Raw genomic sequence first — 21,896 nt, 5'->3', positions numbered from 1 at the left:
TAGATCCTGATGGGTGACTGGTGCGTTTTATCTGTAAAACAGCACAACCACTGAAAAAACAGGCGTGTATCAGTGATCTGCATTATTTAACTCAGGGCGTATGCGTCATAGGTTCGCTCGCCCTGTTGACCGGAGACGGCTAATGGGCGTCCCCTTTTTGCCGCTCATATTCTTTTATTAAATTTAGAATTTCCTGATTATTGATGTATTTAGCAAGTTCCCTCGCTGTATCACCGATTTCTGTTTCTATATCTACTCTAGCACCATTTTCTAGAAGCAATTTAATCATTGGTATGTTGCTCTTATCAATAGCTTCATAGATAGGGGTTACACCGAACTCACATTTTTTATTAACGTCAACTCCTAGCTCAATAAGCTCCTTAGCTATCTCAAGCTCTTTTCGAAACACAGCATAATATAGTGGAGTGTCCCCACATGAGTCAGAATCGTGAATACTCTTGTAATCAAAATGATCCAAAAACTCCTTAATCATGAAAAATATCTCTTTATTTGAAAGCAGGACAAGTCTTACACTCTGGCTTGGAATCTATTATTGCAGCACAATCCTCTTTTAGCCTTATTGCACTTATAGTTTCGTCTGCATGGCCATCACTAGGATCTTCAATTCTGTCAAAAAAACAAGTGTGTGACAGAACCCCTCTTGCAACAGCACAAGCTTGCCATCGACTTTCTTTTTCAAAAAGGATTTCACACGAATTATGGTACTCACACTTCCGCAACGGTTTTCCGAACGAAAGGTCCGTTTTACAAGCAGTTTGCACAGCATCTCGAAGAGGTCGCCACTGCTCATAAGTACAACTCCCCATATCTGCCGCCCTACCATACTTATCAGTATAGTTCAGAGGGTTTCCTAAAACGTATCCATAGGTATTTTCCCCACCATCCAGCCCTATCGGGTCACTCTGTACATACCGTCCAATACTAGAATCATAATCCCGCATATAGTTGTAGTACAGTTTAGTCTCAGGATCATAATCCCGCATATAGTTGTAGTACAGTTTAGTCTCAGGATCATAATACTGGCCCGGAAAACCCGCCTACCACAGGGTCTGACCCCATTGGTTTTGCTGACCCCATTGGTTTCCTTAATGTTGTACCTGATCCTGCTTCCTAGAACTCAAAATAAGTATCAAGACTCAATGATGCTCCAATATCTCCAAGTAATTTTAATTGTTCATTATTCAAGTCAAACACAGGTTTTTGTTCTGAATTTTGACAGTTGAAATTCATTACAAAAGTTGCTCGGACATCATTTGATAGAAGAATGTTATCTATTATTTTTTTGCTTTTTTTAACAGAATAAAACAGACCCTCTATACGAGATATCAGTTGATCGTAATCGTACGTTTTTTGTTCAAATCCTATTTCAAATGCAAAAAAAGGTGGGTGCAATGAAGATCCTCTTCCTTGAAAAGTATTACATTTCAAAAAGGACTGTCCCTCCCCTGATAGATCTATAACGAAGGATCTCAAGCTTGCTTCAGCCGGAGTTCCTAGAGGGCAATGAAACATAAGATATACCCTCACTATAGGGTTATTCTCTGTAGGTCTATTTCCATTTTTCACCAGTATCATCTCCACCTGGATCCTTACAATCCTTACTTCTCTTCAACAGTATTCTGCCATCTTTGCATCCACATAAGTTATATGCTCCCCAACCACCTCCAGGAACCATCTCACGCTTAATAGCATGCGCATCTATACCAAGGTGTCTCAAAAAACCATCACTGAGCTTTTTATCACACTTATCGTCATCATTATTATTTTCGGAGCAATCATCACAAGTAGCATCCGCAATCCTAGATACCTCATCAACAATAACGGCTCCAGCGACAATTGCTGTGACAGTATATGTAATTGCTATGCACCCTTCGTATACAACATAGAGAGCACCGACAACGCAAAAACCACCACATACAGCCTCCCCAGTGGGATCACTATATTTTATTGGATTCCCTAAGGCATACCCATAAGTATTGAGCCCTCCTCCTAACCCAATCAGATCACTCTGGATATACCGTCCCACACTCGGATCATAATCCCGCATATAGTTATAGTATAAGCCCATCTCTTGATCAAAATACTGGCCCGGAAAACCCGCCTGTTGATCAATCTCCGAGACCACCTCTTCCGTTTCCCCAAAGGGTTTACGCTTTCCTTCCCAGACCACGGTCTGATTCTGGTCGGTCACCACCTGCGGGGTGCCCAGATGGTCGTTGTGGATAAATAATAGCTCTTTTGCAGCCTGGGCCTGACTGGTAAGCAGCAGGCTGATCAATAAACCCAGGCCCATCTGGATAAAGCGGTTCAGGCGGTTGCGGTTACGATTGTCCATAGTCTTTCTCTCCCGTACCTGGGGTTATTGTTCATACACGCGAACGTTGCTGAAGACGCTTTCCCCGGTGGGGTTGCTGATGTCCTGGTCGGCGACGAAGTAGAGGTATTGCACGTTACCGGTGTAATGCTCGCCCACCACGATGCGGTAGTGCTGGGTTCCACTGCTGTAGTTACGATAATCCTGGATGCCCCAGTGTTGGGTACCGTAGAGTTGGAAGGTGCGGTTGGTGGTGTGGGTATGATCGTTATCAAAACCGATGGCGTGGATCTCCCCTTGGACGCTGCTGCTGAAATCAAATTCCAGTACAGTATTGGCGGTCAGGGTGTAGGGGAAGGCGATTTGCTGCCAACGATTACCCACCAGATGCAGGCTATGACCGCCGTCTTCAAGGGTCACCGTACCGGCCAGATCCTGGCTGGTGGTGTAGCTGCCGAGGGTTTCGTTGTTGAAGTTTAATGGGGCAACGGCGGCTGTAACGGTGATGCTGTAGCTCTGGCTGTCACTGCCGTAACTGTTGTCGGCCTGGAGGGTTACGCTGTGGCTACCCAGTTGGGCGGCGGTGGGTGTCCAGCTCAGGGTGCCATTGCTGGCTACGGTCATGCCCGCCGGTCCTGCGCTCAGGCTGTAGCTGATCGGGCTGGCGCCGCTGGCTTCCAACTGATCGTTGGCGTCGTAGTGGTAGGCTTGATCGATGACAGCGGTGGTGTTGGCGCTGGAGGTGATGCTTGGCGGGCTGTTGTCCGCTTCTTCATAGACACGGATGTTGCTGAAGACACTTTCCCCGGTCGGGTTGCTGATGTCGTGGTCCATGGTGAAGAACAGGTATTGCATGTGGCCGGTGAAGAAGTCGCCGACTTTTATCCGGTAGTGTTGGCTGCCGCCAGAGTAGTTGTGGTGGTCCTGGATGCCCCAGTTCTGGGTGCCGTATAACTGGAAGGTGCGGTTGATGCTATGGCCCCGGTCGTTATCCAGTCCGATGCCGTGGATTTCCCCCTGGGCGCTGCTCTGAAAGTCAAATTCCAGCACGGTGTCGGCGGTGACGCTGTAGGGAAAGGGGATTTGCTTCCAGCTGTTACCCTGAAGGCGCAGGCGGTTGCCGTTGTCTTCGACGGTGGCTGTCCCGTTGAGGTCCTGGCCGCTGTCATAGCGACCAATAACGTAGTTCGAGAGGTTGATCTGGCCTGGCATCGGGGCGGCCATCACCTGGATGTTGAAGTTCTGGCTATCGTTGCCGTTCGGGTTATCCGCTTGCAGACTCACCCCATGACTGCCGGTTTGATCGGCGGTTGGGGTCCAGCTCAGGATGCCTTCGGGGCTGAGGCTCATGCCGCTTGGGCCGGAGGTCAGGCTGTAGGTGATCGGGTCGGTGCCAGTGGCGTCGAGTTGATTGTCTGCGTCGTAGTGGTAGGGCTGACCGACGGTGGCCTCGGTGTTGGCGCTGGAGGTGATGGTGGGCGGCAGGGTTTGAGCCGGATCTGGGCTGACTTCGATGCTGAAGCGTTGGGTTCCCTGGCCATTGGCATCGATGGCATCAATCTCTACGTTGTGATTGCCGAGCTGATCGGCGCTGGGTGTCCAACTGATCAGTCCGCTGCTGGAAACACTCATTCCCGATGGGCCTTCAATCAGCAGGTAACTGATCAGGCTAATGCCAGTCGCTTCCAGCTGGTTATCGGCGTCATACGCGTAAGGCTGAGCCACCAGCGCAGTGGTACCGGCGATGGAGATAATGCTGGGTGGAGAGTTTGGTGATCGAGTATCAAACTCATCCCATTCATTGGCGGTGTCGGTTTCCACCAGTACCGCCACTTTCAGGTTCTCCAGATAGAGGTATTCGCGCTTGAGGCTGCCATTACGGTCGGTCACGGCCAGTAAGGTGCCATTTTCATCGTAGTGGTAATGGTCTCCCAGGGTTTTCAGGTAACCCTGGGCGATTTTAACGGTGCGCTGGCCCAGGCTGTTGTAGCGGTAGTCGGCCCGGGGGGTACCATTCAGATCGGCCGCCAGGTAGCGGTTGGCTTGGTTGTAGCTCAGGTCTCGGACGGGGCCACCAATGTAGCTGTCCTTGGTTAGATTGCCGTTGGCGTTGTAGTCAAAGGAGCGTGTAGCCAAACTGGCTCCGGTCAGGTAGTCCACTTGTTGCAGTTGATTGGAGTCGGGGGCGTAAATATAGGTTTCACTCAGAGGAACGCCCACCCTGGTTTCGGTTTTGGCGACTCGATTGCCGACGCCGTCATAGTCATAAGTCAGTTGGCCGTAAGCACCGTCTGCGCTGATCAGGCGGTTGATATTGTCGTAGTCGAAGAGTTGGTTGTTGTTTGGCTCTAAAACGTCTGCCAGAGTCGTGATGTTGCTGTTGGCATCGTAGCCGTAGCTCCGATCCAGTATCGGATGGGTCCCGATAGACGCGATATTCTGAACCCGATAGTCCTGGTCGTAGCTGAGGGTCTGGCTCACGCCGTTCGCGTAGCTGTAACTCGTCATGGGGCCAAAGGGCAGATAGCTGACGCCACTGACTACGGGGTCGACCGTGGCGCCGGCCTGTTCCTGGGTGGTGATGGCGCTGATCCGTCCGGCACTGTCGCGAAGATAGTTGACTAAGCGACCACTGGGATAGCTGATTTGGGTGAGATTGCCATCCAAATCATAGGCGTACTCAAGGCTGTAGCTGATGCCTTCAATGCGGTAGTGCTTGCTGGACAGGTTACCCCGATGGTCATAAGTCCAGTCAATGTCACCGCTGTGATCGGTGACGCCGGTGCGACGGCCGATGCAGTAGTTACAGCCGGTGCCGGTGTCATAGCGGTAGCTGATATTCTCTGCAGGATCGCCCGGATAGCTGACGGCGGTCAGACGGTTCAGGGCGTCGTAGCTGTAGTGGCTGATCACCCCTCGCGCATCCACCTGTTGGATACGGTTACCGGCATCATCATACCTGTAGGTGGTGGTGCCGGTATCCGGGCTGGTTAAGGACAGCAGGTTACCGAAGGCATCGTAATCGTAGGTGGTGACCAGACCACGCTGGTCGGTGACGGTTTTGATCCGGTCCTGGCTGTCGTAGCTATAACCCACTTCAAAGCTGTCCGGATCAGTTTGGGTGACGAGGCGATTGAGCGCATCAAAGGCCTGAGTGCTGGCATTGGAGCGCCCATCAGTGACTTGAGTTTGATTGCCGTTTTTATCGTAGGCAAAGCCGGTAGTCTGGTGATTGGCGCCGATATTTTGCAGCACTCGGCTGAGTTCATCAAAGAGTTGAGTCTGAGTACTGACCAGGGTACCGGAGCTGTCTTTGATCTCCACTTGGGTGCGGTTACCGGCGGCATCCAGCGTGTATTCCATCCGCTCACCGAGGTGGTTACTCATGGCGGTCAGACGCCGGGCATCGTCGTACTCGTATTCGACAAAAGCGCCACCGGGCAGAGTCGTGCGGATGACCTGCCCCACTGCGTCATAGGTGTAGGTGGTGCTGGCATCCAAGGCGGTATTGCCGCCGGGATCTTTAATCGTCGAGCTGGCCAGCCAGCCCCGAGGGTGGTAGGTCATCAGAGTCACCACCCCGTTGGCGTCGATCTGGCGCTGGGGTTGACCCTGAGCGGTAAATTCCGAGAGTTCACTGGTATGACCCAAAGCATTGGTGATTTTGATCAACCGCCCCTGAGCATCATAATCATTGCGGGTGATGTCGGAAACATCGGTGCGGGGACCGTCGATGGTCTCCACCAGCCCCAGGGCATTATAGGTGTAATTCCATTCTGGATCGGCAGTGACAACACTGGAACCGAGTACCGCAGCACCGAGCCCGCAGGCGATGGCTAATCGTTTCATCTTCACATCCTTATTCAGTGTCACAAGCCTTATTGATCGGCGCTTTCTTGTTGACGGATCATCTGACCCATAGCGTTGTACTGATAGGTGGTTGTTTTACCGCCTTCAGTGCGGGTCAGGTTCAAGGGTTTAACCGGATCCCAGGTCCAGCTGGTAATGCGTTCCTGAGGCGTGCCTTCCGCTTCGATACGACGGGTTTTAAGCCCCCGGTCATTGTACTCAAAACGGGTAGTGACTCCTTGCCAATCGGTGCGGGTTTTAAGCAAGCCGTTAGCGTAATAGCTGTAATCTTTGTTGGCAGCGAGGCAATTCGCAGAAGCGTGACCTTCCACTTGAGTCACCCGCTTTAAGCCTTCAATCTCGGCAAAGTGGTAGGTGGTCTGTTTACCTAAGGGATTGGTGACCGTGGTGGAGCCATCAGCGTTATAAACAAGCTCGGTGCGCTCCTGGCCTGCGTGTTCACTGAGTATTCCGCGGCCTTGTTCATCGTAATCCCAAGTGGCGAAGCGAACACCACGTTCGTCAGTGATACCCGTGAGATGATAGCTGCGAGCAAAAAACTCATAATGATATAAACGACGGGTCGCATCCGAGCGAGTCATGGACGTTAGTCGCTCCCAATCGTCGTACTCGTAGGTTACAGATTCTGTGCCATTGAGCACCGCATCAATCGGCAATCCTTGATCGTTATGGTTGATAACCAATTGATCACCCAGAGCATTGTGGATGGTCATGCTGTTATCAACGTAGTCCAGGGTATGTAGCTGCCCTTGCGGAGACTGGAGTAAGACCACACGGCCTTGGTCATCGTAGTACTCAATGCTGCCCGATTGCAGCGATAGTTTCCAAGGGTAACCCTCAGCATTTTCTTCTAACTGGTGATAGACATCACCATCAGAACTCCAGGTTGAGTTCGCTAATGTATAAGTCAACGCCTGACCGTCCGGGCGAACCACTTGCATAGTCTCCGCATCACTGACAACAAGACGTTGTTTGTAATTAAAGCGCCAAATACCGTCGCTGCTGTTGTAACTTCGACGGAGTATTAACGGCTGAGGGCCAACGCTGGTTAGGTCCGTTTCCTGTTGGAATTTATTGCCAGTGGCAATAAGAATGGGATCTCTCATTTCTGGGTTCGTACAGTGCGGTGCTCCATTGTCTCGGGTGAATACTTCTCGATCATCTTCCGGTATGGGGCCAATTTGAGGAGTACCTTCAGGGATGATTTTTCTATAAGCGCTTATGGTAGTTTCGACACCAAAAAGAACGTTCCATCCAGGAGCTGTTGCAGTCATATCATAAAAGCCGGATGGCGTACCGTGCGCACCTCCAATACCACAGTATAAAGGTGTACAATCGTCTGCTATTGTAGCTGAACCTGTACGCAAAAGTGGATGAACTCCATTTGGGTGGTGTCCTCCAGATAGATTGTGTCCAGCTGCATTTGCAATCCCTGAATCAATAGCAGCTTCAGGAGTGGAGTAGTAATACATCTCCCCACTGTGGTAAGCCGTCCATCCGCCAACTCTTGAGTATGCAATAGTAGCCTCTGCAGTTACTGGTATTGCAAGAAAAACTAACGCTAAGAAAGCTTGATATCTATCCATAGGTCTATCCATTTATTATTGTGCGGCCCTGTCTTGTTTACGAATCATCTGACCAGAGCTGTTGTACTCATACTGCGTCGTTTTACCGCCTTCAGTGCGGGTTAAGCTCAAGGGTTTGATCGGGTCCCAGGTCCAGGTAGTGATACGCTCCTGGGGCGTTCCTTCCGCTTCGATACGACGGGTTTTAAGGCCTCGGTCGTTGTATTCAAAGCGAGTGGTGACTCCTTGCCAGTCGGTGCGGGTTTTAAGCAAGCCGTTAGCGTAGTAGGTATAATCTTTGTTGGCCGCCAAACAGTTAGCAGAGGCGTGGCCTTCCACTTGAGTGATGCGTTTTAGGCCTTCGATTTCGGCAAAGTGGTAGGTGGTTTGTTTACCTAGGGGGTTGGTGACGGTGGTGGAACCGTCGGCGTTGAAAACCAGTTCCGTGCGCTCCTGCCCCGCATGTTCACTGGAATTAGCTCGCCCTTGATCATCGTACCCCCAGGAAGCAAAACGAATACCGCGTTCATCGGTTATACCTGTGAGGTTGAAGGGGTAGTCGGGATTTTCGTAATGATACTGACGGCTTGTGTTGTCGGTGCGAGTCACCGAAACCAGGCGGTTATAGGGGTCATAACCATAGGTGATATTCTCTGTTCCGTTTAGCAGTGCGCTCTGGAGTACACCCTGATCGTCCTGCTCCAGAGTCAGTTGATCTCCGACGTCATTGCTAACAACGATTGAATTATCAACATAGGTCAGACTCTGCTGTTGTCCTTGGATAGCCTCTAGCAAGACTAGACGCCCCTGATCGTCGTAATACTCAACAGCACCTGACTTTAAGGAAAGCTTCCACGCGTACCCATCGACGTTTTCCTCAAGCAGGTGGTAAACATCACCATCAGAGTTCCAACTTCCATTGGCAAACGTGTAAGTAAAGGTCTTGCCGTCAGCGCGCACAACAGAAGCATCCGTCCCCTCACTATAGATTTTCTGACCGTAACTATAACGCCAAAGGCCGTTACTACTGTTATAGCTACGCTTGAGTATTAAAGATGAAGAGCCGCTACTAGATAGGTCTGTTTCCTGCTGGAATTTGTTGCCCGTGGAAATATTGACGGGATTGCCGACAAATTGCGGAGATGAACCACCACCCCCTGCTGATCCACCAACACCATAACAGGCAGGGCCACCATCAGATTTGTCGCCCGGACCATCAGTGGGAGTACTACATTGATTGAGTAACTCGCTAGGTACCTGGGTAATATCACACCGTGCATCATTCCAATTGTTCTCACCATATAAACCTCCTGTTTGTACCGGTCCTTGAGGACAAACATAAAATGCTGCATAGTGTCCCCACCAGCCGTTTCCAGATAGAAGCTCTGCTCTATCATTTAGGTAGTTCCAATATAATCTGGGCTCATTGGCAATAAGGTGTTCGATAGCTTTCGCTTTAGTGTATCCGTGATAGTAAGCTCTGGACCCCCAATGGATGGCCCAGTGAACACCCTCTTCATACCTCTCTTCATCAGTGACTATTTCGCAAGTAGCATTCGCCCTCACTGCGTTAAGGAATGATAGAAGTGAAATCAATAATACCGCAATTACCTTTAGGTCCCTTCTCGCTAACATTTCCATATCCTTTTGAACTGCTGTAATCACGTTAAAATTGGTTAGTCTAATGCCGGGGCTAAAGATCTCGCAAATAACTATTTGATAACTGAAGAATATCTAGACTCATAGACTGGTGCTAAAAACTTGATAAACAAAATGCTAAGTAAGACGATGCCAGCTTCGAAGACGCAGGATGGCACTTGAGCAAATAAGAAGTATTAATGAGGTAAATAGAGGTACTCATAGCGATCGGCCAAAACTCCATGGCAAGTTTCCAATTGAGGCGGATATTGAAAAAAGGTGCATCCATTGCGTCAAACGCAGGACAAATGTACCGATATAAATCGATTTGTCAATAATCTGATTAATAGGGAAGTAGCTGGAGATTGTAGAAGTTGACTTAGGCTCGATTGGCTTAGATAACTAAGCAAACGAAACTGAGTCCTAGTCCTCCAACAAGCAGGCTCTAATCTGTTATAGATAAGATCCTGCTAGTAAGAAGAGTATAAAGTAGCGCGATTAACTAAATGTTCCAGCTTTACAATCGCACTACGCCCCTCCGATTCATTTTACTAAAGCATCTTCTTCAGGCAGGGTGACGTTGAGTTCCAGTACGGAGCACTCGTCATTGTTATCCAGCTGAATCTGTACCTGATCATCATCAATCGGTACGTATTTACGAATCACTTCGATAATTTCCTTCTGCATTTTCGGAAGGTAGCTGGCCTGTTTACGTCGCCCACGTTCGTGAGCAACGATGATCTGTAATCGCTCTTTAGCAACGGAAGCGCTGTCGTCTTCCTTTTTACTACGAAAATAGTCAAAGATGCCCACTATTTGGCTCCCAGCAAACGGTGAAAGAAACCTTTTTTCTTCTGAATTTCCAAAAAGCGATGCTCGCGCTTTTTACCCAGGAGGCGGTCTACGGCATCGCTATAGGCTTGCCCTGCTTCAGACTCTTCGTCACGGATAACCGGTACGCCCTGATTGGAAGCTTTTAGCACGGTCACAGATTCAGGGATAACGCCCAGCAATGGAATCGCCAGGATTTCTTCCACATCCTGAACACTTAACATTTCTCCCGCTTCAACCCGCTCCGGGTTATAACGAGTCAGTAACAAGTGTTCTTCAACCGGATCGTCGCCCATTTCTGCTCGACGGGATTTGCTTTGCAGAATACCCAGTATTCGATCAGAGTCCCGTACAGAAGAAACTTCTGGATTAGTCGTCACAATCGCCACATCAGCATAGTACAGCGCCATTTGCGCCCCCTGCTCAATACCGGCCGGGGAATCACAAACAATAAATTCGAACTCTTTGCGCAGATCATTCAACACGGTTTGTACACCATCCTGATTTAACGCATCTTTGTCACGGGTTTGAGAGGCAGGCAGGATAAACAGATTTTCGATGTGCTTATCCTTGATCAACGCCTGGCTGAGGTTTGCTTCGCCTTTAATCACGTTGACAAAGTCATAGACAACACGACGCTCACAGCCCATGATCAGGTCCAGATTTCTCAGACCTACATCAAAATCGATCACAACGGTTTTATGACCACGTTGGGCCAGACCTGTACTAATGGCAGCACTACTGGTTGTTTTACCGACTCCCCCCTTACCGGAAGTCACGACAATGATCTTTGACAATTTATTCTCCAAATCTTGCTGATAACCTGTTTGCCACAATGACGGATGGAATTAAACCACAAATAGAATTAAACCAGTGATTCACGACAGGTGACTGACAGTTTGACGATTCTATGATCAGTCATACCTGCTGCTTTTTAATTCCAATTGGCTTTATCGACCCAACGTCGAAGGACATTAATTTCTTGTGTCTTTATTTCTCGTACGTTTATTGCTTTGGAACCGCTAGTTCAGCCCACAGTTGTTTCAACCAGAAGTTATTTCAAAGGAATGATATTGAGAAGCTCATCATCCAGAACAACCTGTACCGATTGCTTCCAGTGTTCACCTTGCAGCGCATCACTCAGTTTGAAATTACCGGCAACAGAAACTAACTCTGCCTCCAGACTTTGACAGAAAATTCGTGCTTCAGTATCCCCCTTAACCCCCGCCAGAGCCCGCCCCCGTAAAGGCCCATACACATGGATATTTCCGGCAGCCAATACCTCTGCTCCTTCACTCACCTGTGCAAGAATTATCAGATCCCCTTCTGCATAGATTTGCTGTCCAGAACGCACGGGCCTTGAAATAAGCGTGCTGCTTTGGACGACTTTTTTCTCTTCTATGACGGTTCTGACTACGGTCTCGACTTCTTGTTCAGATTGGCCAGAAGCTGATTGTTCAGATGTTTCCTGCTCCGGGTGGTTTAGCGATTCTGAAACACTGCTTACTGTATCTGAAACACTACTGCGAGCACTCCCCAACTGCACCAGAGGCAACCCTGTAGTGGACACTAATTTTGCCCATTCGTTCGCCGCCCGAAACGCCATTGGCTGCAGACCTGCCCCTCGACAGGTTTGTATAACGGTCTGCAAGTCTCCGGCACTACAGGTTTGCTCCAGTTTCTCTAAGCTGATCACTATCGGTGATTGCTGAAACAATGCCGGGGCTTGATTAATTTTTTCCGCCAATTGAGCTGTAAAAAGTTCGAAGTCACAACGATACAACTCCAACACGATGGCGGTAACAGCACTTCCTTTTAACTGGAAGCATACGTCGTTCATGGAGCAATTCCTTATTTGCACTAAAATTCAGTGCGCTAGTGTACCTGCTCAGTCCCTGCGGCGTTAGCTCTGATCAACAAAGATTTCGCTGCCAAGGCCAGGCTTTGTTCAGCGTTTTACGCAATACAATCGTGATAGCAAGTAACGAACTCCAAAGAATCGCTTAGAAAACAAAGTACAAGCTCAACACCTCGTATTCGAGATGAATACCCTTTAACAAGAACGGGCTATTTCATCTGAATACGACCCCAGCATATCCTTGTGCGCAATAATCCAGTTTCTGAAGAAACTTGCTTGACAATCCCATCAAGAGAGTGCATTTTTCATTAAACGTGCATTTAATTAAATGAGCATTTAATAAAAATACAGGACTCATCCTGATGCCAAAAGTCGGAATGCCACAGATCAGAAAACCACAATTAATCGACGCTACGATGGAAGCGATTAATGCCGTTGGTTTGCAAAAAGCGAGTGTGGCAATGATCAGCGGTTACGCCGGTGTATCACCAGCGATCATCAACCATTATTTCGGTGGTAAGGATGGCCTGCTGGAAGCCACAATGCGCTCGGTATTGAGACAACTGTCAGAAGGAGTGAAATCAAGACTTGCCGCCACTGACCCAGAGGATGTGGTCGGTCGAATCAAAGCCATTGTCGGTGGAAACTTCGACCCCCATCAACTCGACAGCAAGGTGGTTAAAACCTGGCTGGCGTTCTGGTCCCGGGCCATGCACGAACCTTCACTTTATCGACTCCAGAGAGTTAACGAAAAGCGGCTGCTGTCTCATTTATTACTGGAACTAAAGCGAGTATTACCTGCCGAGCAGGCCCTGTTTGTCGCCCAGACAATAGCCGCATTAATTGACGGCATCTGGTTGCGAGGGGCATTAACGCCTTCAGGTATTAACAGCGATCTCGCCCAACGAATCATTGGTGACTATCTTGAACAGCAATTACCGGTAGCAACATTAGAACAGCACCGAGCATTTGAATATGCAAGTCCAACACTCGAATCCGTCAATAAAGAGATTGGAACTAAGCATTAGACAGAAAAGAATCAAACTGAGAAACACTATAAACCGAATACTGAAGCTGAAAATCACACTTCCAGCGCTTAAAGATTAGAGCCTCAGCTTTTTAGAAATGAAAGCCTCAGCCTTTAAATATTAGAGTAATTGCTATGAGCCAGAAACAACTTTATATCCATGGTCGCTACCAGGAAGCAACCTCGGGTGAAACGTTCGTCAGCACCAATCCGGCGACTGGTGAACAGCTTGCCGTTCTACAAAAAGCATCTGAAGCGGATGTGGACGCAGCGGTGGCCTCTGCTCAAGAAGGCTTTAAAGTTTGGTCAGCAATGACCGGTGTCGAGCGAGGTCGGATTCTGTTGCGCGCAGTTGCCATTTTACGCGAGCGAAATGATGAACTGGCGCTGCTGGAAGTACAGGACAACGGTAAGCCTCTTCAGGAAGCAAATTGTGTCGACATTGCTACCGGTGCAGACGTTATTGAGTACTACGCAGGACTGGCAGCCACTATTCACGGCGAGCAGCAGGACCTGGGGGGAAGCAATTTCTTCTACAGTCGCCGCGAGCCTCTGGGAGTTTGTGCCGGTATTGGTGCCTGGAATTACCCGATGCAGATCGCTATGTGGAAAGCGGGCCCAGCCCTGGCTGCCGGTAACACAATGGTGTTTAAACCATCAGGAGAAACTCCGCTAACCACGTTAAAACTAGCAGAAATTTTCACCGAAGCCGGCATGCCTGATGGCGTTTTCAACGTCGTACTCGGTGACTACCGTGTTGGACAGGCGTTATCCCGTCATCCTGATATTGCCAAAGTTTCTTTTACCGGCGGCACTGGAACCGGTAAACAAGTGATTGTCGATGCAGCCAGCACCGTGAAAGAAGTCACCATGGAGCTGGGTGGCAAGTCTGCTTTGATCGTTTTTGATGACGCTGACATGGAAAATGCTGTGTCTGGCGCACTACTGGCTAACTTCTACACTCAGGGAGAAGTCTGCACCAACGGCACTCGGGTGTTTGTTCATGACAGCCTCTATGAGGAGTTTATCGCCAAGGTGGCCGAGCGAACGGAACGTATGATTATTGGTGATCCGACAGATATCAATACCCAAGTCGGCGCACTGGTTTCCACTCGTCATATGGAATCGGTACTGGGTTATATCGAAGCCGCTAAAGCAGCCGGAGCACGCTTGGTTTGTGGTGGCGAACGTGCGACTGAAAACGGACTGGATAAGGGTAACTTTGTAAAACCAACCGTTTTTGCCGACTGCACTGATGATATGCCTAACGTCACTGACGAGATTTTTGGTCCTGTTATGTCAATCCTGCGCTTTAGTGATGAAGAAGAGGTCATCCAACGGGCCAACAATAGTGAATACGGGTTGGCCGCTGGTTTGTTCTCCACTAACTTTGCCCGTGCCCACCGTGTTATCGCCCGTCTGCAGGCCGGTATCTGCTGGATTAATACCTGGGGAGCCTCACCTGCCGAAATGCCTGTTGGTGGTTATAAGCAGTCAGGCATTGGACGCGAGAATGGTTTGGAAACATTGAATCACTATACCCAGACCAAAAGCGTTTATATCGAACTGGGGGATGTGGATTGTCCTTATCAGTAGCGATGTTTTAAACAGAATAGTAGGCCATAGAAATATCAAGTTAAGCGGGCTGTGACAGAATGACTAACAAACAATACGACTACATCATTGTGGGTGCGGGATCCGCCGGTTGTGTACTGGCTGACCGACTTAGCGAAGATGGTCAACACCAGGTACTGCTGTTGGAAGCAGGAGGCAGTGATAAGAGTATTTTTATTCAGATGCCTACTGCCCTGTCCTACCCGATGAATACACCAAAGTATGCCTGGCAGTTTGAGTCGGAAAAAGAGCCGGGGCTGGATAACCGTGCACTTCACTGCCCTCGCGGTCGGGTGTTGGGTGGCAGCTCTTCTATTAACGGAATGGTTTACGTCCGTGGTCATGCCTGCGACTTTGATGAGTGGGAAGCACAGGGTGCCGAAAACTGGTCGTATAAGAATTGCCTGCCTTATTTTCGCAAAGCAGAAAACTGGGTCGGTGGCGCCGATGAATACCGTGGCGGTGATGGTCCCTTGTCGACCTGCAATGGTAATGAGATGAAGCTAAGCCCGCTTTACCAGGCATTTATCAAAGCAGGAGAAGATGCAGGTTATCCCACCACCGATGACTACAACGGCCACCGCCAGGAAGGCTTCGGACCTATGCATATGACCGTAAAAAACGGTGTCCGCGCATCGACCTCTAATGCCTATTTACGCAGAGCAATGAAGCGTTCGAATCTCACCGTCGTAACCGGAGTCCTGACTCGAAAAGTAGTGCTTGAAGGCAAGAAAGCCGTCGGTATCCAATACGAGAAAAGCGGCAAGATCATGGAAAGCCGGGCAGCTAAGGAAGTTATCCTGTCAGCAGGCTCGATCGGCTCTCCCCAGCTATTGCAGCTTTCAGGAATCGGTCCTGCTCAAGTACTGAAAGATGCAGGCGTTGAAGTTATTCATGAGCTGCCGGGGGTAGGCGAAAACCTGCAGGACCACCTGGAGGTTTATTTCCAGTACTACTGCAAGGAGCCCATTACTCTGAACGGCAAGCTGGACCTGGTCAGTAAGGGCCTGATCGGTACTCGCTGGATACTGTTCAAAGACGGACTGGGGGCCACCAATCATTTTGAATCCTGTGCCTTTATTCGCTCCCGCGCCGGTTTGAAGTGGCCAAATATTCAATACCATTTCCTTCCGGCAGCAATGCGCTACGACGGAGGCAAAGCTATAGATGGACATGGTTTCCAGGTGCATATCGGTCCAAACAAGCCGGAAAGCCGTGGTCGGGTGTGGATAAAATCGGCCGACCCACACGCCAAACCAGGCATTATTTTTAATTACATCAGTACCGATCAGGACCGTAAAGACTGGCGGGACTGCATTCGTCTGACTCGTGAAATACTCAACCAACCGGCGATGGATGCCTATCGTGGAGATGAAATTCAACCCGGTATTGAGGTACAGACCGATGAGGAAATAGATACCTGGGTGAAGCAAAACGTTGAAAGCGCCTATCACCCATCCTGCTCCTGCAAAATGGGAGCAGATAATGATCCGATGGCAGTACTTGACTCAGCATGTCAGGTGCGAGGTATCGAGTCATTAAGAGTGGTGGATTCTTCAGTATTTCCAACCATTACCAATGGCAACCTGAACGCCCCCACCATTATGGTGGCAGAAAAAGCCGCAGATATGATCCTCGGCAAAGCACCTCTGCCAGAAGCAAACGTAGCTGTTTGGATAGATCCGGAGTGGCAACAGCGCCAACGAATCGGCAAACAAAAGCGTGCTCTGTGATTTTGAAAATCAACACTCGGAAAAGTAGCTCTTGAAGAAGCAGCACTTAAACGAAAGATAAACACTGTAAGCGTAAGAGCAAACACAACAAAAACAAGGTGAAAAACTCATGACGACTCGACAGACTAAAACCAACTTTAAGAATATCCTGAAAGGCAGTATCGTTGCCGCTATGGGACTGTCTGCATCCCTGGCTTTTGCGGGTCAGTGCGACAAGGTGCGCTTCTCAGATGTTGGCTGGACAGATATTACCGCCACCACAGCTATCGCCTCTGAAGTCATTGAAGGCCTGGGCTATGAAACCAGCACCCAGTTGCTGTCCGTCCCGGTAACTTACACCTCTATGGCCAACAAAGACATTGACGTATTCCTCGGTAACTGGATGCCAACCATGGAGGCCGATATCGCCAAATACCGTGAAGATGGTAGTGTGGAAACTGTTCGTGCCAACCTTGAAGGAGCCAAGTACACGCTCGCCGTTCCTAAGTATGTCTACAACGCCGGTGTTAAAAGCTTTGCAGATATCGCCAAGTTTAAGGACAAGTTTAAAGGCAAGATCTACGGTATCGAGCCAGGTAATGATGGCAACCGCTTAATTCAGGACATGATCGATAAGAATGCTTTTGACCTGAAAGGTTTTAAACTGGTTGAGTCCAGTGAAGCCGGTATGGTTTCCCAGGTCTCGCGCGCAGCCAAGCGCAAGCAGTGGGTGGCATTTTTAGGCTGGGCTCCACATCCAATGAACTCTGCCATCCAGATGGAATACCTGGCTGGCGGTGACGACTACTTTGGCCCTAACTACGGTGGCGCAAATGTCTATACCAACGTTCGTAAAGACTATCTGAAAGATTGCTCAAACGTCGGACAACTTCTTCAAAATCTTAGCTTTACTCTGCAAATGGAAAACGATTTGATGGGCGCCATTCTTGAAGATGGCCAACACCCTAAAGAAGCAGCCCGAGCATGGTTGCAAAATAACCCTAAGGTACTGGAAAACTGGCTTTCAGGAGTCACCAGCAAAGACGGCGGATCGGCTCTTAGCTCCGTACGCAGCCACCTGCAACTCTGATTGCAAACATCCCCGGAGCTTGTCAGTCAACGGTTGACTCACGCCACTCACTGACAAGCTCTCAAGGTGAACGCTACGCGCACCTCCTTCATCTGTGATTGATTAGGTAATACGATGAACTGGCTTACAGAACACAAACTTCCACTAGGTAGCTGGATGGAAGCATTCGTCGACTGGCTGACTTTTAACGCCTCAGACTTCTTCGATGCCATCTCCATCTCCCTGGAATGGCTGATCATTTCCATGGTGGAAATATTTCAGTGGTTTCCTCCTTTCGTCCCCATGGCCATGACAGCAGCACTTGCCTGGGCTCTGCATCGCAGCATTCCTTTGGTGATCTTTGTTGTTGCGGCGCTGATGCTCATCCTGAATCTTGGTTATTGGCAGGAAATGCTGGAAACCTTTGTACTGGTGCTCGCAGCTACAACCTTGTCCGTTATGGTCGGAATACCAATCGGGATTGTCGCTGCCCATAAACCCTGGATGTATACCATTTTGCGGCCAATCCTTGATTTGATGCAGACAATACCCACCTTCGTCTACCTGATTCCAACGCTGGTTTTATTTGGCCTGGGTGTGGTGCCCGGCCTGATATCCACCATTATTTTTGCGATTGCTGCGCCCATTCGGCTGACTTATCTGGGTATCAGCCGTGTTCCGGAAAATCTGCTCGAAGCAGGCAAAGCCTTTGGCGCAACTCCTTTTAAACTGCTCTATAAAGTAGAGCTTCCTGCTGCGATGCCAAACATCATGGCAGGCATTACTCAATGCATCATGCTTTCCCTGTCTATGGTGGTCATTGCTGCATTAGTCGGTGCAGATGGTCTGGGCAAACCTGTTATCCGTGCTCTCAATACCGTCAACATATCTCAAGGCTTCGAAGCCGGTCTGGCGATTGTATTAGTGGCAATCATCCTGGATCGAATCTGTAAAGCGCCGGGCGCTAAAGAGGAGGGCTAATCATGCCAGCAGTCAGCATTCGAGATTTGGACGTTGTTTTTGGTAAAAACGTTCGACGTAGCCTTGAGCTACTGGATCAGGGTAAAAGCCGACAGGAAATTATTGAACAGACTGGTGATGTTGTCGGCGTTCAGAACGCTAACATTGAAGTTAAGCAGGGTGAAATCTGCGTATTGATGGGACTGTCTGGCTCAGGCAAGTCCAGCCTGCTGCGGGCTATCAATGGACTGAATACGGTTAGTCGAGGACAATTGCTGGTGCGGGATGGTGAGCAGATGGTTGATGTAGCCAGCTGCAATGCCGCCACACTACTGCACTTGCGCACCCATCGCGCTTCAATGGTATTCCAGAATTTTGCCCTGATGCCTTGGCTTAGCGTAATGGATAACGTGGCCTTTGGCTTGGAAATGCAGGGGATGAGTAAGAAAGATCGCCGAAAAAAAGCGATGGTACAACTGGAAATGGTAGGCCTTGATCAATGGCACGACAAACTACCGCATGAGTTGTCTGGTGGCATGCAGCAACGTGTAGGTCTCGCGCGTGCATTTGCCATGGATAGCGACATATTGCTCATGGATGAGCCTTTTTCAGCCCTGGACCCATTGATTCGCTCGCAACTACAGGATGAATTGATTGAGCTGCAAAACAATCTGAAAAAGACCATTGTGTTTGTTAGTCATGATCTGGATGAAGCACTGAAGATCGGTACCAATATCGCAATCATGGAATCGGCTCGAATCATTCAACATGGAAAACCGGAAGATATTGTTCTGAATCCCTGTAATGCTTATGTAGAAGACTTTGTTGCCCACACCAATCCACTGAACGTACTACGTGGTCGTTCGCTGATGACGGGAGTCCATCAACTGGAAAGATTGGAGGACATGCTGGTACTGAATCGCAACGACAATACCTGTGTCAGCACCGATGCTCATGGCCAGGTCGTATCTGCCAGCCGTCAGGGCCAGGTCATTCAACTGCATCATTGGCAGGAAGGAGAAGATATCAACCAACTGAGGGAAGATACTCTGGTAATGGCAACTCCGGACATATCGATGCGAAAAGCTATTGAAATTCGCTATCGTACCGGCCATCCGGTTTTGCTGAATGAAAGTGACAGCCTGGTCGGTATTCTCTCGGATAAGGATTTCTATCATGCACTGCTAGGAAAACACTTCACTGCGGATGCTGCTTAAAAACCATCTGTTATTTTAGTATCAATAACTTAACAACGGCAGCCTCCTTAAGAGGCTGTCGTCTACGTCGACCTCAAGTTGTTTTAAGCCTGCGGGGCTTTAAAGCACAGCCCTTATCACAAGCCTTATAAAAGACAGCTTAACAATTATAAAACGCCTCTGATCATCATATATTCTAATAACTAACTATTAGAATATATGATAGTAATAATTAAAGACCAGATATAAAAAGTATATCAATAAATAAAATCAACGAGATAACAATAAAACCCAGGACTTTCTATTCCATTAAACACTCAACCTTAAAATTCATTAATTAGATTTTCTAATCATAACACTGTGAAATACTCCATTTTTTTTAGGCCACCAGTTTGCCATGATGTTCCTCAAACATCCTGCTCCGAGCAGTTACGTAAAAACGATCACCAATGAGAACAGTTAGCGATATTGAGTGACTTCACGCAAATGCGAACAGCACTTATACAACAATAAAAATGAGGAACAGATTATGGCTTTACGACATTGGGCAATAACACTGGGAGCGGCAGCACTGTCGGCCACTGGTGCCTATGCAGGAGAGATAAAAAACGTCATCGTTGTGATCGGCGACGGTATGGGACCGCAACAAGTAGGCCTACTGAACAGTTACGTAAAACATGCGCCCAATTCAATCTACAAGGACAAAAACCGTGAAAGTGCCTGGGAAAAATTAGCCAAAGACGGTGTGCTTGGACTGGCCTATACCGATGCCGCTAACGTCCTGGTTACAGACTCTGCCGCCTCTGCCACCCAGTTTGCCAGTGGCAAAATGTCCGGATCTGAAATGATAGGCGCCGACCAGGATGGTCATGCCACAGAAACCATGCTGGAAATCGCTGAGAAAATGGGTAAAGCCACCGGCCTGATCAGCGACACCCGTGTCACTCACGCCACACCCGCTGGTTTTGCCGCACACCAGACTCACCGTTCCAAAGAAAACGCTATCGCTGTTGATATGCTTAACAATGACGTTGATGTCATGCTCGGTGGAGGTTTACGGCACTGGATACCCCAAGGAGCCAATGATAAGACGGGCGATGTCCATGCTCAGCTCACCAGGCTTACAGATGGCGCTGTACGCATCAAATCAAAACGCAAAGATGAACGTAATCTGTTAGGGGAAGCCAGCGGCTTGGGTTACCAGCTAGCCTTTACCAGAAATCAACTGGAAGCCGCCAGTGGTGACAAGCTACTGGGCCTGTTCGCCTATTCCCAGACCCTTAACGGTATAGAAGAGAGCCTCAACCGCCAAGATCCTGAGCGTACCACGCCCACATTGAAAGAAATGGCCCAGAAAGCCATATCTATATTGGAGAAAAACGATAAAGGGTTCTTCCTGATGGTGGAATCAGGTTTGATTGATTGGGCTGCTCATGACAATGATACCGGCTATATGCTGCACGAAATGCTAAAAATGGACGGTGTCGTCGAATATCTGCATGAATGGGCCAAAGGCCGGGACGATACCCTGATTGTGGTAACGGCTGACCATGAAACCGGTGGCTTTGGTTTTAGCTACTCCCGCAACAGTTTACCGGAAGGTCGAGATCTGCCGGGCAAAGTGTTTGAGGGGACTCAATTTAAACCTAACTATAATTTTGGCAACTTCAACACTCTCGACAGAATCTATCAGCAGTCTGCTTCTTATGTCGATATTTTCGGCAAATTTGACAGCCTGGCAACGGCAGATCAAACCCCGGCGGCGCTGGCCAAACTGGTCAATCAGCATACCAGTTTTGACATTTCAGAAGCGGAAGCAGCCAGAGTACTGGAAACTGAGGACAACGAGTATTTTGTCGAAGGACACGGTTACCTGAGCGCAAAGACCTTCCCTAAAGTAAATGAATATAAAGAGTTTTTTGTTTACGGCTCTGAAGTACGACATAACTTGCTGGCAACGGTGGTTGGAAAGCAACAGAATACCGTTTGGGCTACTGGTACCCACACCAGTACACCGGTCCCGGTGATCGCCTGGGGGCCCGATTCTGTCACGAGTCAATTCAATGGTTTGATACACACGACAGACTGGGCAAACTTCGTTATCAAGGCACTGCGCTAAGACAAAGGACATAGAGGCAAAGCGAGACAACAAATAACAGCCGCCGGGATAAAATACGGAACAATAAAACTCACAATACCGCCCGGTGCTACGTCGGACCGG

Annotated in this window: 17 protein-coding genes; 7 read left to right on the top strand and 10 right to left on the bottom strand. The window is 48.9% G+C overall.

All coding sequences use genetic code 11. From position 1 onward, the window contains the following. Positions 1–139 precede the first annotated feature (139 nt). From BGP75_RS03155 to minC, 10 genes are all read right to left on the bottom strand, one after another. The gene (locus tag BGP75_RS03155; RefSeq protein ID WP_076715017.1) at positions 140–493 is read right to left on the bottom strand and encodes an ankyrin repeat domain-containing protein; all 354 of its coding nucleotides are present in this window, start codon (positions 491–493) and stop codon (positions 140–142) included. A 13-nt stretch (positions 494–506) separates the two neighbouring features. Continuing rightward, positions 507–1,004: an RHS repeat-associated core domain-containing protein gene (locus BGP75_RS03150; protein WP_076715014.1), complete on the bottom strand. Its 498-nt coding sequence runs from the start codon at positions 1,002–1,004 to the stop codon at positions 507–509. A 127-nt stretch (positions 1,005–1,131) separates the two neighbouring features. Continuing rightward, positions 1,132–1,587: a hypothetical protein gene (locus BGP75_RS03145; protein ID WP_143820966.1), complete on the bottom strand. Its 456-nt coding sequence runs from the start codon at positions 1,585–1,587 to the stop codon at positions 1,132–1,134. After that, the gene (locus BGP75_RS27560; protein ID WP_076715009.1) at positions 1,571–2,356 is read right to left on the bottom strand and encodes an RHS repeat domain-containing protein; all 786 of its coding nucleotides are present in this window, start codon (positions 2,354–2,356) and stop codon (positions 1,571–1,573) included. Before BGP75_RS27560 ends, BGP75_RS03145 begins: the two co-directional genes overlap by 17 nt. A 24-nt stretch (positions 2,357–2,380) precedes the next feature. Continuing rightward, positions 2,381–6,184: a putative Ig domain-containing protein gene (locus BGP75_RS03135; protein WP_076715007.1), complete on the bottom strand. Its 3,804-nt coding sequence runs from the start codon at positions 6,182–6,184 to the stop codon at positions 2,381–2,383. Between the two features lie 29 nt (positions 6,185–6,213). Then, a complete protein-coding gene (locus BGP75_RS03130) occupies positions 6,214–7,791 on the bottom strand; it encodes a DUF6531 domain-containing protein (RefSeq protein ID WP_076715005.1) in 1,578 nt (525 codons plus the stop codon). 15 nt (positions 7,792–7,806) lie between these two features. After that, complete coding sequence (locus BGP75_RS03125; protein WP_076715003.1) at positions 7,807–9,405, bottom strand: DUF6531 domain-containing protein; 1,599 nt, start codon at positions 9,403–9,405, stop codon at positions 7,807–7,809. A gap of 546 nt (positions 9,406–9,951) precedes the next feature. Then, positions 9,952–10,221, bottom strand: coding sequence for a cell division topological specificity factor MinE (gene minE, locus BGP75_RS03120; protein ID WP_076715001.1), 270 nt, complete (start codon positions 10,219–10,221; stop codon positions 9,952–9,954). Next, a complete protein-coding gene (minD, locus tag BGP75_RS03115; protein ID WP_076715047.1) occupies positions 10,221–11,036 on the bottom strand; it encodes a septum site-determining protein MinD in 816 nt (271 codons plus the stop codon). The genes minE and minD overlap by 1 nt, the downstream gene beginning before the upstream one ends. 257 nt (positions 11,037–11,293) lie before the next feature. Continuing rightward, a complete protein-coding gene (minC, locus tag BGP75_RS03110; protein WP_076714999.1) occupies positions 11,294–12,079 on the bottom strand; it encodes a septum site-determining protein MinC in 786 nt (261 codons plus the stop codon). 380 nt (positions 12,080–12,459) lie between these two features. On the opposite strand from minC, the gene betI reads away from it, so the two are divergent. The 7 genes from betI to BGP75_RS03075 all read left to right on the top strand — a co-directional run bounded on the left by betI (position 12,460) and on the right by BGP75_RS03075 (position 21,794). After that, positions 12,460–13,125, top strand: a complete 666-nt coding sequence (gene betI / locus BGP75_RS03105; RefSeq protein WP_076714997.1) for a transcriptional regulator BetI — start codon at positions 12,460–12,462, stop codon at positions 13,123–13,125. Between the two features lie 134 nt (positions 13,126–13,259). Next, on the top strand, positions 13,260–14,720 hold the full coding sequence (gene betB, locus BGP75_RS03100; protein ID WP_076714994.1) for a betaine-aldehyde dehydrogenase: 1,461 nt from the start codon (positions 13,260–13,262) through the stop codon (positions 14,718–14,720). Between the two features lie 59 nt (positions 14,721–14,779). Beyond that, positions 14,780–16,471, top strand: coding sequence for a choline dehydrogenase (gene betA / locus BGP75_RS03095; RefSeq protein WP_076714992.1), 1,692 nt, complete (start codon positions 14,780–14,782; stop codon positions 16,469–16,471). A gap of 109 nt (positions 16,472–16,580) precedes the next feature. Then, positions 16,581–17,540 (top strand): choline ABC transporter substrate-binding protein, encoded by a 960-nt coding sequence (locus BGP75_RS03090; RefSeq protein WP_083704596.1) that lies wholly within the window; start codon positions 16,581–16,583, stop codon positions 17,538–17,540. Positions 17,541–17,654: 114 nt separating this feature from the next. Continuing rightward, positions 17,655–18,500: a choline ABC transporter permease subunit gene (gene choW, locus BGP75_RS03085; RefSeq protein ID WP_076714990.1), complete on the top strand. Its 846-nt coding sequence runs from the start codon at positions 17,655–17,657 to the stop codon at positions 18,498–18,500. Positions 18,501–18,502: 2 nt separating this feature from the next. After that, entirely contained in the window at positions 18,503–19,696 is a 1,194-nt protein-coding gene (gene choV / locus BGP75_RS03080; protein ID WP_076714988.1) for a choline ABC transporter ATP-binding protein, read from the top strand. A 508-nt stretch (positions 19,697–20,204) separates the two neighbouring features. Further along, a complete protein-coding gene (locus BGP75_RS03075) occupies positions 20,205–21,794 on the top strand; it encodes an alkaline phosphatase (protein WP_076714986.1) in 1,590 nt (529 codons plus the stop codon). The last annotated feature ends 102 nt before the right edge of the window (positions 21,795–21,896 follow it).

This window comes from Motiliproteus sp. MSK22-1 (assembly GCF_001968815.1).
Lineage (GTDB): Bacteria > Pseudomonadota > Gammaproteobacteria > Pseudomonadales > Balneatricaceae > Motiliproteus.
This window is presented reverse-complemented; position numbering and strand designations above follow the sequence as displayed.